Raw genomic sequence first — 13,712 nt, forward strand, 5'->3', positions numbered from 1 at the left:
CCATAGATACGGGGTCAAGAAGGAGAATTTCCCATGCCGACCAAGACCGTGACCGACACCAGCTTTTCCGCCGACGTGCTGCAATCCGACAAGCCGGTGCTGGTCGATTTCTGGGCGGACTGGTGCGGGCCGTGCAAGATGATCGCCCCGGCGCTCGAAGAGATCGCCGACGAACTGGGCGACAAGGTGACGATCGCCAAGGTCGACATCATGGCCAACCCCGAAATTGCCGGGTCGATGGGCGTCCAGTCGATTCCGCTGCTCAAGCTCTTCAAGAACGGCCAGCCGGTCGCCGACCTGCTCGGCGCGCGGCCCAAGAGCCAGTTGAAGGCGTGGCTCGAGGGTGAACTGGGCTGATGACACGAAGGGCGAAGATCGGTTCCGCGATCTTCGCCCTTCTGGTTTTGGCGTGTCTGGTCGTGGCGTTGGCGTCACGAACCCAAAGGCCTTCGGTCAAAGCGCTGTACGACCGAAGCGTCCTGTTCCTGACCGGGAACGATCCTCTCACCAGATGTTGGAAACGCGAACGAGACGGCTCATTCGAATTTGACGCCTTCATCGGTGCCCGTCGCTGCTACGACTTCGCGCCGCCCAAATCCTATGATGGCATCTATATCGACGAGTTCGAGGGCCAGCGGTTTGTGCCGCAGGAAAGGCTGAACGGACGATATGACCAGGTTCCCCGAATCTGGTTCAGCATGGATGAACGGTCTGACCTTCGCATCGAACCGCTCGTCGGAATGCAGCGGACGGACAAAGGCGATGGCCGGACCCGGGTCTGGCGTGTTCGCTTTGTTGGTCGGGAACCCAAACGAACGGGACGCTATGGCCATATGGGCATGAGCCGTCGGATGGTGCTGATCGATCGACTGGTATCGGCCGATCAGCTCGCGACCTACGACGGCTATCTACCCGATGCCTTCGACCTACGCACGATCAACTCCGGTAATCGGCGTTGATCGAGATGTAGCCATGCGTCAGGTCGCAGGTCCATACCGTCGCATGGCCTTCGCCGAGGTTCAGGTTCACACCGATCTCGATGTCCTGCCCCTTGAGATGCGCGGCGACCGGGGCTTCGTCGTAGCCGGTGACAGCAAGACCGCCTTCGGCCACCTGCGTCGTGCCGAAGCGGATGGCGAGCTTGTCACGTTCGGCCGGCTCGCCCGCCTTGCCGACCGCCATCACCACGCGGCCCCAGTTGGCGTCCTCGCCGGCGATGGCGGTCTTGACCAAGGGTGAGTTGGCGATGCTCATCGCGATGCGGTGGGCGCTGCCATCGCTGCTCGCCCCCTCGACGGTCACGGCGATGAACTTCGATGCGCCTTCGCCGTCGCGGACCACCAGATGCGCGAGTTGACGGCACAGGTCGTGCAGTGCGGCGGCAAACGCGTCCGCGCCGTCATCGTCGAACGACGCGATCGGATCGCCGCCCGCCGCACCGGTTGCGAAGGCGAGCACGGTGTCGCTGGTCGAGGTATCGCCGTCGACCGTGATGCACGAGAAGGTCTGGCGATTGGCGGCTTCCAGCGCCGATTGCAGGAAGGCGGGATCGACCGCCGCATCGGTGAAAATGAAGCCGAGCATCGTCGCCATGTCGGGCGCGATCATCCCCGACCCCTTGATGATGCCGGCCAGCTTCACCGTGCGGTCGCCGACCTTGGCGGTGACGAACGCGCCCTTGGTGAAGGTGTCGGTGGTGCCGATCGTCTCGGCCGCCGCTTCCCAGTCGCACGGATTGGCGACGAAGGCGGCGTCGAGTCCCGCCTCCGCCTTGTCGATCGGCAACGGCACCCCGATCACCCCGGTCGAGGCGACGAACACGTCGGACGGCTGGCAGCCGACCGCCTGCGCGGTGCGCGCGGCGATTGCCTCCACGGCGGCACGGCCGCGGTCGCCGGTGAAGGCGTTCGAATTGCCGGCATTGACCACCAGCGCGCGTGCGCGGCCCAGCACCAGCGCCCGGCGGCACCATTCGACCTCGGGCGAGGGGCATTTGCTGTTGGTCAGCACGCCGGCCACTGCCGTCCCCTCGGCCAGCGTCGCGAAGGTCAGGTCGGTGCGGTCCCATGTCTTGTAGCGCGCGCGCGCGACCCGCAGCGTCACCCCGCCGATCGGCGGCAGCGCGGGAAACGGCGTGGCGAGCGGGGAGGTGGCAGTCGACATGGGCGTGGGTCCCGGTCTAGCCTGCACCGGACATGGGGCAGGGGATGGATATGCGGCGGTTCCTACGCATGGGCGCGGCGGTTGCAACGCTTTGTTGGGGTGGCGGGGCTTTGGGACAAAGCGCGCCGGTGCCGATCGATCCGGCGTCGTGGATAACGCACGACGATTATCCGGCCGAGGCACTGACGAAAAATCTGGCCGGCACGGTCGAGCTTGCCTTTGCGGTCGATCCGGCAGGCCGGGCAACGGGTTGCTCGATCGTCATATCCAGCGGCAGCACGATATTGGATGATGCCGCATGCAACGCCATGATCCCCCGCGCCCGCTTTGAACCGGCAAGGGACGCGAGCGGCAAGGCGGTTGCCGGCACCTCGCCACGGCGGGTTCGATGGACCCTGCCATCGACTGTCGCCAGTCCGGCGCCGGCACACTCCTTTGCACTGATCGAACAACTGACGTTCGATGGCGATGGCAAGATCGTCGGCTGTACCGGTCGTGCGTCCGGCGACATCGGTGCCGAAATGCCGGCTTGCCTGCGGGTGGGCGACTCATTGGCCGTCAGCCAGTTCATGACCGGCCGATACCGTAACGGGGTGGCGACGCGCATGGTGACGCAGATCGTGGAAGGCGACACGATGCCGCTGAACGCGCCCACGAGCGACGTGCCACCGAACTGGACGGTTGAGCGCAGCTTCACGTTGCAACCGGACGGGGTCGTCGCCGATTGTTCCCAGCGGGAGTCAGGCAAGGGAATCGTGCCCTGCGAGACAGGGCGGAGCTATGCGCCGCCACTGGACGGCCGCCCGCACCGGGTTTCCTACGAAACCCGCTGGGCCTTCCAGCCCGCGAAGTAACGCGCCCCGGCTGGACGCGGGGCCACCGCTTCCCTATGTCTCGAACCTATGCGACCGGTCATCCGTCGCGAAACGACAACGTCTGGACGACCTGCTTGCGTTTGCTGCTGTTTCTCTCTGCGCTGCTGACGGGCCTGACCGGCCTGTTGCCGGGCGTGGGCGCGCTTCAGGCGCGGCAGGTAGCCGAGGCGCAGGCAGTGGCCGGACAGATCGCGGTCGCGATCGTCGAGGCACCGTCGATGGCCGTCGCGCGTCCCGATCAGCCATTGCTGCGCAATCCACAACCGCTGTTCCTGACGCCCGCGCCCCATGTCGCGGTGCGCGCGCGGACGCTGCGCACCCACGAATAGCGCGTACCCGGCGCCTTTCGTCCTCCCGTTATTTCCGCGCAGCCGCCGAACCCGTTGCGGTGCGCGCTCGCCATTTCAAGGAATACCAGCCCATGTTCGGTGGTCTCGCCAAATCCCTGTTCGGGTCGTCCAACGACCGGTACGTCAAGTCGCTCGGATCGATCGTCACCAAGATCAACGAGTTCGAAGCGCGGTTGACCGCATTGTCCGATGAGGATCTGGCGGCGCAGACGCCGAAGTTGCGCGAACGGCTGGCGAACGGCGAAAAGATCGACTCGCTGCTCCCCGAAGCGTTCGCGACGGTCCGCGAGGCGTCGCGCCGGGTGCTCGGCATGCGCCATTTCGACGTGCAGATGGTCGGCGGCATCGTGCTCCACCGTGGCGAGATCGCCGAGATGCGCACCGGCGAAGGCAAGACGCTGGTCGCGACGCTGGCCTGTTACCTCAACGCGCTGCCGGGTGACGGCGTCCATGTCGTGACGGTCAACGACTATCTGGCGCGGCGCGATGCCGAGCAGATGGGCCGGGTCTATGGCTTCCTGGGGCTCACCACCGGCGTCATCGTGCCGAACCTGAGCGATGGCGAACGTCGTGCGGCCTATGGCAGCGACATCACCTATGGCACGAACAACGAGTTCGGCTTCGATTACCTGCGCGACAATATGAAGTTCGACCGTGCGTCGATGACGCAGCGGCCGTTCGCCTTCGCGATCGTCGACGAGGTCGATTCGATCCTGATCGACGAGGCGCGCACTCCGCTCATCATCTCGGGTCCGACCGACGACAAGTCCGACCTGTACCGTTCGGTGAACGAGGTCGTGCAGCGGCTGTCGGCCGACGATTACGAGAAGGACGAAAAGCAGAAGTCGATTGTGCTGACCGAGGACGGCACCGAAAAGGTCGAACGGATGCTGGAGGACGCCGGGCTGCTGATCGGCGCGAACCTGTATGATTTCGAGAACACGCAGGTCGTGCATCACGTCAACCAAGCGTTGCGCGCGAACATCATGTTCAAGCGCGACACCGATTACATCGTCAAGGACGGCAAGGTCGTCATCATCGACGAGTTCACCGGGCGGATGATGGACGGCCGCCGCTGGTCCGATGGTCTGCACCAGGCGACCGAGGCCAAGGAAGGCGTGACGATCGAGCCGGAGAACCAGACGCTGGCATCGATCACCTTCCAGAATTATTTCCGCATGTATCCCAAGCTGTCGGGCATGACCGGCACGGCGGCGACCGAGGCGCCCGAATTCTTCGACATCTACAAGATGAACGTCGTGTCGATTCCGACCAACGTTCCCGTCCGCCGCGTCGACGAGGAAGACGAGTTCTACAAGACGCTCGAGGACAAGTTCCGGGCGATCGCCAAGAAGATCCGCGACCATGCCTCGCAGGGGCAGCCGGTGCTGGTCGGCACCGTCTCGATCGAGAAGTCCGAACTGCTCTCCGACTTTCTTACGCAGGAGCAGGTGGATCACAAGGTCCTGAACGCGCGCTATCACGAGATGGAAGCGCATATCGTGGCGCAGGCCGGGCGGCTGGGCGCGGTCACGATCGCAACCAACATGGCCGGGCGCGGCACCGACATCCAGTTGGGCGGCAACCTCGAATTCCGCATGCTCGACGAGCATCCCGATCTGGTCGAGGGCACCAGCGAATATGACGCGGTCGCTGCGCGTATCCGTGCCGAGATCATCGAGGAAAAACAGGCGGTGCTCGCCGCCGGTGGCCTGTTCGTGCTCGGCACCGAACGGCACGAGAGCCGCCGCATCGACAACCAGTTGCGCGGCCGCTCGGGCCGTCAGGGCGATCCGGGCCTGTCGCGCTTCTACCTGTGTCTCGACGACGATCTGCTGCGCATTTTCGGGCCGGACACGCTGTTCGCCAAGATGATGCGCAACAACATCGAGGACGGCGAGGCGATCGGCAGCAAGTGGCTGAGCCGCGCGATCGAGACGGCGCAGCGCAAGGTCGAGGCGCGCAACTATGACGTGCGCAAGCAGGTTGTCGAATATGACGACGTGATGAACGACCAGCGCAAGGTCATCTACGAACAGCGCGCCGACATCATGGATGCCGATGCGGTCGGCGACGTGGTGATCGACATGCGCCATGCGGTCGTCAATTCGGTGGTCGGCGCGGCGGTGCCGCCCGACAGCTATCCCGAACAGTGGAATGTCGAGGGTCTGCGCGAACAGGCGCAGGAGCTGCTGGGCGTCGACGCGCCGGTCGCCGACTGGGTCGCCAACGAGGACGGGCTCGACGCCGAGACGATCGAGGAGCGGGTCCGCGTCGAGGCCGACGCGCTGGTCGACCAGAAGGCGGCCGAACTCGATCCCGAGGGCTGGACGCAGATCGAGAAGTCGATCCTGCTCCAGACGCTCGATCATCACTGGAAGGAGCATCTGGCGATGCTCGACGCGCTGCGGGCGGTGATCCACCTGCGCGCCTATGCGCAGAAGACGCCGATCAACGAGTATAAGCAGGAGGCGTTCGCGCTGTTCGAGCGGATGCTGTCGGGCATTCGCGAGGATGTGACGCGGACGATGGCGCATGCGAACTTCAATTTCTCCGCCCCGCCCGAACTGCCCGAGCTGCCAGATTTCCTGACGATGCATATCGATCCGCTGACCGGCGAGGACGACACCTGGGACATCGATGCGGCGACGCGCGGATTGATCTCGACGCATGTGCCGACGCTGCAGATGCCGATCGGCGACGCGGAAGCCTTGGGCGACGATCCGGCAAGCTGGGAAGGGCGGGTCAGCCGCAACGCGCCGTGCCCGTGCGGATCGGGGCGCAAGTACAAGCATTGCCACGGCGCGCTGGTGGCGTGAGGCGGGGGCGGGGCGGCAACGCCCCGTCAGTGACGCAAAAAAGGCCGCTGTCCCGATGGACAGCGGCCTTTTGGTTATCGATCGGGGAAGGAGATCAGCGGCGTTCGACCGGTGCCTCGACCGTCGGACCGAGGCTGCGCAACACATCGCGGGCGTCGAACGCGCGGATGTTGTCGGCGGGTTTCGGACCACGGCCCAGCACGATCTCGGCCACCGCTTCATATTTGTCGACCGTGCGAATATCGACCGAACGGTCGAAGAACGGGTCGCCCCAGAACGGGTCCCAGCTCCGCCAACCGAACGCCCGGCTGCGATAGCGCCATGCCGGACCCCAGCCACCCCAGCCGAAGCCCGCGCCCCATCCGGGGCCGAACCCGCCACCGCCGAAGCCCGGCGTCGAATAGGTACGGCTGCGCAGGTTGGTATCGCGGTCGGCAAGGATGAAGTTGTCGAAGCCGCGCTCCAGCGTCAATTGCGCCGCACGATAGAGCAGATAACGCTCGACCGTCTCGCGCGACGTCAGGCTGTTGCCCGAAAAGCTGATCTGAAAGCGGTTCGCCTCGACCTGCTGGTCGCTGTAGCCGTTGCGATAGAAGCCGGTGCCGGTCGCTGGCTGATAGGGTGTCGGCGTGGCGCAGGCGGCGAGGGCCAGCGCTCCGGCGAAGGTCATGCCGATCGCCCGAAGGCGGGCACGGGGGGTAGGGTGCAGCAACATCAGTTTCTCCAATGCCGCCATGGTTCCCGACCGATGGCGAGTATCCTGATCGTTTGAACGAACGGTCGCCGGTTCGGGTCCGTAGGCCGGACCGGCGGACCGTGCAGGATATGAGATTAGCGGTGGCTGAACGGCATCCGTCGCAGCGTTCGAATTGCTTCAACTGCGGTGCTGTTCATGGTTAACGTCGTGATAACCGACGCGGTCTATGGGAGTCGCGAGGCAGCCGACGGGAGCGGGACGCATGACGATGGCAGAGACACCGGTAACGGTCGAACCCTGCGACCGGGAAGCCGCCCGCCGGCTGCGCGAGGAAATCCAGCGGCAGATCGGCCCGAGTTCGGGGCTGATCGCGATCGAGGATGATGATTTCGACGTTCAGCTTTTCGCCCGCCATCGCGCCGCGTCGGCACCGGTCGTGGCGGCAGGGCCGGTCGACCGGCTGACGATCGGGACGATCCTCGCCCGCAATTTTTCGCGGTTCATCCCGAATGTCAGCGACCGTATCCGGGTCGGCAACGCGGCCTGCAACGAACTGTTCGCCGCACTCGCGCGAGCGCAGATCCGCGATACCGGCGTTTGACTGCATCCCGAAGGTTCGGGCCAAGCAATCGCAGACAATATCATGGGATGAGTAACAACGCCGCCGTGCGGCTGTGCCCGGAAGGAAGAACAGATCGCGTCTTCCGGGGTGTCGCTGGCTCCCTGAGTAGGATTCGAACCTACGGCCGCTCGATTAACAGTCGAGAGCTCTACCGCTGAGCTATCAGGGAACAACTGCGAGGCCGGGTCTTTAGCAGCCGAATCAGGCTTTGCAATGCCTAATTTTGCTTTTTACGCATCAGCCGGCGAACTGCTCCATGGTGATGCGGTCGTCGAGCGCGTGTTCGGGGTCGAACAGCAGCGTCAGGTCGCGCACCCGGTCGATCACGATGTCGACCTGCGCCACGTCACGCACTTCGCGCTGGTCGGCAACCGCCGAGACGGGGCGCTTGTCCGGTTCGAGGACACGCAGCGAGATGCGCGCCTTGTCGGGCAGGATCGCGCCGCGCCAGCGGCGGGGGCGGAACGGGCTGATCGGGGTCAGCGCCAGCATCGCCGACCCCATCGGCAGGATCGGGCCGTTGGCCGACAGGTTGTAGGCGGTCGAGCCGGCGGGCGTGGCGGCGAGGATGCCGTCGCACACCAGTTCGGGCATCACGACGCGGTCGTTGACCGCGACTTCGAGCTTCGCGGTCTGGCGGGTTTCGCGCAGCAGCGAGACTTCGTTGATCGCCGGCAGCACGCGGACCTCGCCGTCCATCGTCGTCGCGGTCATGGTGAGCGGCGAGACGCGGAACGGCTTGGCGCGGCTCAGCCGCCGCTCGAGATCGTCGAGCCGCCATTCGTTCATCAGAAAGCCGATGGTGCCCAGATTCATGCCGAACACCGGCACCGTCCGCCGCCGTTCGAGCAGGGTGTGCAGCACCTGCAACAAAAAGCCGTCACCACCCAGCGCGACGATCAGGTCGGCATCCTCGATCCCACACCAGTCGTAGCGCTCGCGCAGCATATCCTCGGCAGCGCGGGCCTGCGGGGTGGGCGAGGCGAGCAGGGCGAGGCGGGTCATCCGCCGGTCACGCTCATGTGGCGGGCGACGGCCGGGGCGGCGCCGGCCTCGATGCGGAAGTCGTGCGCGGCGGGCTTGCGGGGCAACGCGGCGTCGAGCGCGGCGTCGAGCGCGTCGATGCCACCGGTGCGCAGCGCGTCCTTCAAGTCGACATGATCGTCATGGCCGAGGCACAGATACAGCTTCCCTTCGGTCGTCAGGCGCACGCGGTTGCAGCCGGCACAGAAATTCTCGGTCAGCGGCGAGATCAGCCCGAGGCGGTTGCCCTGTCCGCCGACCCGCCAATAGCGTGCCGGGCCGCCGGTGCGATGTTGGTCGCGGGTCAGGGTGAAGCGTTGCCCGAGCGTCTCGAACACGCGGGTGAGCGGCACGAAACGGTCGGTGCGGTCCTCGTCGATCGCGCCGAGCGGCATCGTCTCGATCAGCGAGAGGTCGTGGCCCTCGCGGCCGCACCATGCCAGCATGTCGCCGACCTGATCCTCGTTCAGCCCTTTCAGCACCACCATGTTGATCTTGACCGCGATTGCAGCGTCGCGCGCGGCAGCGATGCCGTCCAGCACCTGGGCAATGTCGCCGTGGCGGGTGACGTAGCGGAAGGTAGCGGGATCGAGGCTGTCGAGGCTGACATTGATTCGCCGGATGCCCGCATCGGCCAGCGCGGGCGCGTGATCGCGCAGCCGGGTGGCGTTGGTCGTCATCGTCAGTTCCGACAGGCCGCCGCCGTCCAGCATCCGCCCAAGCCGGCGGCACAACTCGGTTACGTCGCGGCGGACCAGCGGCTCGCCGCCCGACAGGCGGATCTTGTCGATGCCGCGCGCGACGAAGCGTTCGGCGATGACCGCGATTTCCTCAAGGCTCAACAAGCGGTTGCGCGGCAGGAAGGTCATCGCTTCGGACATGCAGTAGCGGCAGCGCAGGTCGCAGCGGTCGGTAACGGAAATCCGCAGGTAGCGGATGGTTCGACCATGCGCATCGATTAGGGAAGGGGCGCAGGTCATTACCGCGAAGCTAGGGTGCGTTCACCGGCCATACAAGGTGTCCATTGCCGCCCCCGATGCGCGGCCCTAGGGTCGCGTGATGGGTGGGGGGAAAACCGCGGGCATGGGTCATGATGCGGCGCACGAGCGCGCGCTGTTCATATTGTCGTTCCGGCAGCGCGACGAGCTGACCGCGATCCTGTCGCGCGCCGGTTGGCGGATCGTGGCCGCACGGCGCGCGGACGGCATCCGCCAGCGGGTGGCGGCGAGCGGGACGGCGATCGCGATCGTCGATGCGCGCGGCGCGATCGACGACGGCATCACCGCCACCGCCGAACTGGCGCAGGTGGCGGGGCATGGCGATGCGGTGTTGGTGCTGGTCGCCAAGGGTGATGTCGACCGGCTGGGCGCGCTGTACGAGGCGGGGGCGACCCATTTCCTAATCAGTCCCGTGACCGAGGAAATGCTGGTGCAGGGCGTGCGCTTTGCCGAGCGGCACGTCCACCGGATGGGCGGCGGGTGGCATGATCCGCTGGCCGGCGGCGGCGCGCCGCTCGGCTGGCGGCTCGATAGCGTGCGGGGCAGCGTGCAGTTGACCCCGGCGCTGGCCGAGGCGACCGGCTTCGGCGAGACGGCGACGCCGCGCGGGCTGTTGCGGCAATTGGGGCAGGACGGGCGGCGGACCGCGCTGGCGGCGATCCGGCGGCTGGGCGCGGCATCGCCCGCCACCGCCTTCGCCCACGACCTGCCGGGGTTGGGGCGGGTGGTGCAGCATGTCGCGCGCGATCCGCACAGCCAGCGGCTGCACGCGCTGGTCGAGCCGCTGGCGCGGGTCGGCGATATTGGCGCGGTGGTGCGCGAGGCGCTGGGGTCGGTGCGCGATCTGGCGGGGACGCTGCGCTGGATCGACCGGCGGATCGAGGCGGGCGAGGTCCCCGGCATCCGCGTGATCGCGATCGGCGGGATCGATCCGGTCAACCGGCGGCAGGGGCGCAGCGTCGGCGACACGCTGCTGCGCGCGGTGGAGCGACGGATCGAGCGGGCGGTGCGTGATGCCGGGCTGGTCCGCGCCGCCGTCGCCCGGCTGGGCGGCACCGAGTTCGCGGTGCTGCTGCCGCATGGCGCCGATCAGGATCTGGAGGCGGCACTGGCGCGCGCGGTGGCGCGGCCGTTCGTGGCGGGCGACGACATGGTCGCGCTGACGCTGCGCCAGGCATGTGACACGGTGCAGCCGGGCGAGGACGGCGCGGCGCTCGTGCGCCGGGTACAGGCGCTGTTGCCCGGCGCCAGGGCGGGCGACGGCGACCGGCCGGTCGCGGTGCTGGATGCGCAGCGGCTGGCGGCGGATATTGCGCGGGCGATCGAGACGCGCGAGATCGCGATCCTGTTTCAACCGCAGGTGAAGCTGACCAGCGGTCGGATCATCGGGGTCGAGGCGCTGGCGCGCTGGCGGCACGGGCGCGAGGGCGAGCTGGGCCCCGAGCTGTTGTTCGACGCGGCGGCGCGCGCGGGCCTTGCCGGGCGGCTGTCGGCGCATGTCCAGCGCGAGGCGATGCGGATCGCCGCCGGCTGGCCCGGGGCGCTCGGCCACCTGCGGCTGTCGATCAACGTAACCGCCGAGGATGTGGCGCAGGCGGATTTCGCCGACACGCTGCTGGCGCGCGCCGATGCCAGCGGGTTTCCGCGCGAACGGCTGACCGTGGAAGTGACCGAGAGCGGGCTGATCGCCGAACTGGGCGAGGCGGCGGGGCTGCTCGCGGCGCTGCGCGCGGCGGGGTGCCGGGTGGCGATCGACGATTTCGGCACGGGCTATTCGAGCCTCGCCTATCTCAAGGCGCTGCCGCTCGACTATCTCAAGATCGACAAGAAACTGGCGCAGGACATCGTCGGGTCGCCACGCGACCGGGTGGTGGTGCGCGGCGTGATCGACATGGCGCGTTCGCTGGGGCTGACGGTGGTCGCCGAAGGGGTCGAAACCGAGGCGCAGCGCGACGCGCTCGCGGCGGAGGGGTGCCAATTGTATCAGGGATTTTTGTGCGCGGAACCGCTGGAAGTAAGCGCGTTGGTGGCGTTGGTTGGTTAGGGCGCTGATATTGCGATAGTATCGAAGGTTGCGCCGGCGCGCTTTCGGGCGTTTCATGCAACCATCGTGTGACCTTGGTGCAACCGTCGCGTCCTTCGGGAGCGGCAGCGCCGACGGGCCGGATATGGATGCGGTTTTCAAAGAACTACGCGATACCAAGGCGGGATCGACATCCAACGATCCGGGAGGCTTCCTCACTCCCGATCCGTCGTCGCCCCTGACCTGTTCCGGGGTGACGGGTTCGGCAACGGCATTGCTGCATGTCGATCCGCCCCGAACGATGCGCGGGCTGCAGGACCGCCGCTTCGACCGGGTCGGGCACGACCGGTCTTGGCTTGCCAGCCGGGGACTCTAAGAATGGCGGCATGGGACGATGGTCAGCCGGCAGCGAAAAGGCGCGGAACGGAACGGGCCGGCTGTTCCGGCAGGATCGGCGGATCGCGTGGAACGTGACCCGCGCGACGTTCGCCAATTGGCACGACCGTGCGATCGCCGCCTTCCTGCTGCTGGCGGCGCTCGCGATCGCGCAGGCGTGGTTCGCCGAGCGTCCCCCGATCGTCGCGGCATGGGCGGCGCTCGCGGTCGGTGCCCTGTCCGGTGTCGGGGCGGAACGGCTGGTCGCGGCGCGCCTCGTGTTCCACGCCAGCGACGGGTTGCTGGCGGCCGATGCGCTCGATGCCGTACAACGCCGGCGCTATCGTGTCGCGTGGCATGGTATCGGACTGGGGGTGTTCGTCGCGGTGATGCTGGTCGCGCGGGCTTCGCTGTCGCCCCTCGGCGGCGTCGGCTATATCGCTGGCGTGCTGGTTGCCGGGGCGGCGGGCAGCCTGACGATGCCGGAACGGGTCGCCGGCATGTCGCGGCCGGGATGGACGGTTCGAGCATGGTCGCACCGTCCGGCCGCCGGGGGCGTCGCCGCTGCGATCCTGCTGCTGTCGCTGCTGGCGGCACGCACGCTGGGGATCGAGGCGCGGATGGGGATCGTCGGCGCCGAAGTGCTGCTCTTCTCGCTGTTGCTGGCCGGGATCGACGATGCCGTCGTCCGCTTCATGACTTTCGCCGGGTACGGCGTGTGGCGCATCGTCGCGCGTCATGCGCGAGGGTTGGCCGGCTTGTTTGCGGTCGCGCTGCCGGGGTGTTGGGCGATGGTCGGGCCGGTCGCCGCCGGGATCGGCGCTGCCATCGGCGTCGCGGTCCTGTTGCTGGTGACGCTGCGCATTCTGGCATACCGGTTGCACGCAAGGCGGTTTGCCGATGTCCTCGTCTCATTGCTCGCAGGGTTGCTGCTGGCCGTCGCCTATTCGCTGCCGGTCGCGCTGCCGGTGATCGTGGTCGCGATGCTGTGGCAGTTGCATCGCCGGGGACGCGCCCGGATGTGGCTGCTGGCATGATTGCCGCCATCGACCTCGTCGGTGTCGCGGTGGAGCGCGGCGGGCAGCGCGTCGTGCAGGGCATCGACCTGACGATCGCGCGTGGATCATGGTTCGGTGTCATCGGTGCCAATGGATCGGGCAAGACCAGCCTGCTCCGAGCGTTGGCGGGCAGGCTGGCCTTCGCGGGCGGATCGTGCCGGGTCGATGGGGAGGAACTGGTGGAGAACCGGGTCGCACGGGCGACGCGCTTCGGGTTCGCTCCGCCGGCCGACAAGCTGCCCGACGCGCTGCGGACACGCGATATTCTCGATCTGGTCGGCGGCGGTCGTGAGGATGTACGGCGTCGGCTGGGGGGCTTGTACGACGCGCTGGGGCTGGCTGCGTTGATCGACCACTGGGTCGGTGATTGTTCGGCGGGGATGCGGCAGCGGATCGCGATCGCCGCGGCGTTCGCGGGTGGTCACGCCCATGTGATCCTCGACGAGCCGTTCAACTGGCTCGACCCCGTGGCCGTCTTCGATCTGCGCGCGGCGTTGCGCGGGCGGGTGGGGGCGGGGCTGACGCTCATCACCGCGCTGCATGATCTCCACACGCTGGCGACCGCCTGTGATGCGGGGCTGATGCTGGCGGATGGCAAGGTCGCGCTCGCACTGGACGAGGGCAGGCTGCGGGCAGCGGCGCGGGACCCGCAGGCGTTCGAGCGGCAGACGATCGACCGGCTGCGATCCGCGTCGGGCGGATAGCGGCC

At 67.2% G+C, this 13,712-nt stretch carries 14 protein-coding genes and 1 tRNA gene; 10 read left to right on the plus strand and 5 right to left on the minus strand.

What is annotated here, in order from left to right:
- The first annotated feature begins 33 nt into the window (after nucleotides 1-33).
- Entirely contained in the window at nucleotides 34-357 is a 324-nt protein-coding gene (gene trxA / locus LRA89_RS03900) for a thioredoxin (protein WP_055755769.1), read from the plus strand.
- A complete protein-coding gene (locus LRA89_RS03905; RefSeq protein WP_156349024.1) occupies nucleotides 357-959 on the plus strand; it encodes a hypothetical protein in 603 nt (200 codons plus the stop codon). Before trxA ends, LRA89_RS03905 begins: the two co-directional genes overlap by 1 nt.
- Here LRA89_RS03905 and argJ read toward each other — a convergent pair.
- Nucleotides 937-2,163: a bifunctional glutamate N-acetyltransferase/amino-acid acetyltransferase ArgJ gene (argJ, locus tag LRA89_RS03910; RefSeq protein WP_055755773.1), complete on the minus strand. Its 1,227-nt coding sequence runs from the start codon at nucleotides 2,161-2,163 to the stop codon at nucleotides 937-939. The two genes, LRA89_RS03905 and argJ, sit on opposite strands and share 23 nt — an antisense overlap.
- 128 nt (nucleotides 2,164-2,291) lie before the next feature.
- Between argJ and LRA89_RS03915 the strand changes: the two genes are divergently transcribed.
- From LRA89_RS03915 to secA, 3 genes are all read left to right on the plus strand, one after another.
- Nucleotides 2,292-3,017, plus strand: coding sequence for an energy transducer TonB (locus LRA89_RS03915; RefSeq protein WP_230769082.1), 726 nt, complete (start codon nucleotides 2,292-2,294; stop codon nucleotides 3,015-3,017).
- Between the two features lie 95 nt (nucleotides 3,018-3,112).
- On the plus strand, nucleotides 3,113-3,367 hold the full coding sequence (locus LRA89_RS03920) for a hypothetical protein (RefSeq protein ID WP_156349025.1): 255 nt from the start codon (nucleotides 3,113-3,115) through the stop codon (nucleotides 3,365-3,367).
- A gap of 92 nt (nucleotides 3,368-3,459) precedes the next feature.
- Nucleotides 3,460-6,207 carry a preprotein translocase subunit SecA gene (gene secA, locus LRA89_RS03925; RefSeq protein ID WP_055755779.1) on the plus strand — a complete coding sequence of 916 codons (2,748 nt, stop codon included), beginning with the start codon at nucleotides 3,460-3,462 and terminating at the stop codon, nucleotides 6,205-6,207.
- 94 nt (nucleotides 6,208-6,301) lie between these two features.
- Here the strand turns inward: secA and LRA89_RS03930 are convergent, their stop codons facing one another.
- On the minus strand, nucleotides 6,302-6,922 hold the full coding sequence (locus LRA89_RS03930; RefSeq protein WP_443024928.1) for a CC0125/CC1285 family lipoprotein: 621 nt from the start codon (nucleotides 6,920-6,922) through the stop codon (nucleotides 6,302-6,304).
- A gap of 244 nt (nucleotides 6,923-7,166) precedes the next feature.
- Between LRA89_RS03930 and LRA89_RS03935 the strand changes: the two genes are divergently transcribed.
- Nucleotides 7,167-7,505, plus strand: coding sequence for a hypothetical protein (locus LRA89_RS03935; RefSeq protein WP_230769083.1), 339 nt, complete (start codon nucleotides 7,167-7,169; stop codon nucleotides 7,503-7,505).
- Nucleotides 7,506-7,620: 115 nt separating this feature from the next.
- Here LRA89_RS03935 and LRA89_RS03940 read toward each other — a convergent pair.
- The 3 genes from LRA89_RS03940 to moaA all read right to left on the minus strand — a co-directional run bounded on the left by LRA89_RS03940 (nucleotide 7,621) and on the right by moaA (nucleotide 9,529).
- Nucleotides 7,621-7,695 (minus strand) — tRNA-Asn (locus tag LRA89_RS03940).
- 68 nt (nucleotides 7,696-7,763) lie between these two features.
- Nucleotides 7,764-8,531: an NAD kinase gene (locus LRA89_RS03945; protein ID WP_230769084.1), complete on the minus strand. Its 768-nt coding sequence runs from the start codon at nucleotides 8,529-8,531 to the stop codon at nucleotides 7,764-7,766.
- Nucleotides 8,528-9,529 (minus strand): GTP 3',8-cyclase MoaA, encoded by a 1,002-nt coding sequence (gene moaA / locus LRA89_RS03950; RefSeq protein WP_230769085.1) that lies wholly within the window; start codon nucleotides 9,527-9,529, stop codon nucleotides 8,528-8,530. Before moaA ends, LRA89_RS03945 begins: the two co-directional genes overlap by 4 nt.
- Before the next feature lie 103 nt (nucleotides 9,530-9,632).
- Here moaA and LRA89_RS03955 point away from each other — a divergent pair, with 103 nt between their 5' ends.
- From LRA89_RS03955 to LRA89_RS03970, 4 genes are all read left to right on the plus strand, one after another.
- A complete protein-coding gene (locus LRA89_RS03955) occupies nucleotides 9,633-11,591 on the plus strand; it encodes a bifunctional diguanylate cyclase/phosphodiesterase (protein WP_230769086.1) in 1,959 nt (652 codons plus the stop codon).
- 124 nt (nucleotides 11,592-11,715) lie between these two features.
- Entirely contained in the window at nucleotides 11,716-11,946 is a 231-nt protein-coding gene (locus LRA89_RS03960; RefSeq protein WP_230769087.1) for a hypothetical protein, read from the plus strand.
- Nucleotides 11,947-11,956: 10 nt separating this feature from the next.
- A complete protein-coding gene (locus tag LRA89_RS03965; RefSeq protein WP_230769088.1) occupies nucleotides 11,957-12,982 on the plus strand; it encodes a hypothetical protein in 1,026 nt (341 codons plus the stop codon).
- The gene (locus tag LRA89_RS03970; RefSeq protein ID WP_230769089.1) at nucleotides 12,979-13,707 is read left to right on the plus strand and encodes an ATP-binding cassette domain-containing protein; all 729 of its coding nucleotides are present in this window, start codon (nucleotides 12,979-12,981) and stop codon (nucleotides 13,705-13,707) included. Before LRA89_RS03965 ends, LRA89_RS03970 begins: the two co-directional genes overlap by 4 nt.
- Nucleotides 13,708-13,712: the final 5 nt, after the last annotated feature.

Source organism: Sphingomonas sp. Leaf4 (genome assembly GCF_920939515.1).
In the GTDB taxonomy this organism is placed as follows: domain Bacteria; phylum Pseudomonadota; class Alphaproteobacteria; order Sphingomonadales; family Sphingomonadaceae; genus Sphingomonas.

Excerpts from the sequence above, each read along its gene's own strand:
- trxA (WP_055755769.1), top strand. The coding sequence starts at position 34 with ATGCCGACCAAGACCGTGACCGACACCAGCTTTTCCGCCGACGTGCTG.
- LRA89_RS03905 (WP_156349024.1), top strand. The coding sequence starts at position 357 with ATGACACGAAGGGCGAAGATCGGTTCCGCGATCTTCGCCCTTCTGGTT.
- argJ (WP_055755773.1), bottom strand. The coding sequence starts at position 2,163 with ATGTCGACTGCCACCTCCCCGCTCGCCACGCCGTTTCCCGCGCTGCCG.
- secA (WP_055755779.1), top strand. The coding sequence starts at position 3,460 with ATGTTCGGTGGTCTCGCCAAATCCCTGTTCGGGTCGTCCAACGACCGG.
- LRA89_RS03930 (WP_443024928.1), bottom strand. The coding sequence starts at position 6,922 with ATGTTGCTGCACCCTACCCCCCGTGCCCGCCTTCGGGCGATCGGCATG.
- LRA89_RS03935 (WP_230769083.1), top strand. The coding sequence starts at position 7,167 with ATGACGATGGCAGAGACACCGGTAACGGTCGAACCCTGCGACCGGGAA.
- LRA89_RS03945 (WP_230769084.1), bottom strand. The coding sequence starts at position 8,531 with ATGACCCGCCTCGCCCTGCTCGCCTCGCCCACCCCGCAGGCCCGCGCT.
- moaA (WP_230769085.1), bottom strand. The coding sequence starts at position 9,529 with ATGACCTGCGCCCCTTCCCTAATCGATGCGCATGGTCGAACCATCCGC.
- LRA89_RS03955 (WP_230769086.1), top strand. The coding sequence starts at position 9,633 with ATGGGTCATGATGCGGCGCACGAGCGCGCGCTGTTCATATTGTCGTTC.
- LRA89_RS03960 (WP_230769087.1), top strand. The coding sequence starts at position 11,716 with ATGGATGCGGTTTTCAAAGAACTACGCGATACCAAGGCGGGATCGACA.
- LRA89_RS03965 (WP_230769088.1), top strand. The coding sequence starts at position 11,957 with ATGGGACGATGGTCAGCCGGCAGCGAAAAGGCGCGGAACGGAACGGGC.
- LRA89_RS03970 (WP_230769089.1), top strand. The coding sequence starts at position 12,979 with ATGATTGCCGCCATCGACCTCGTCGGTGTCGCGGTGGAGCGCGGCGGG.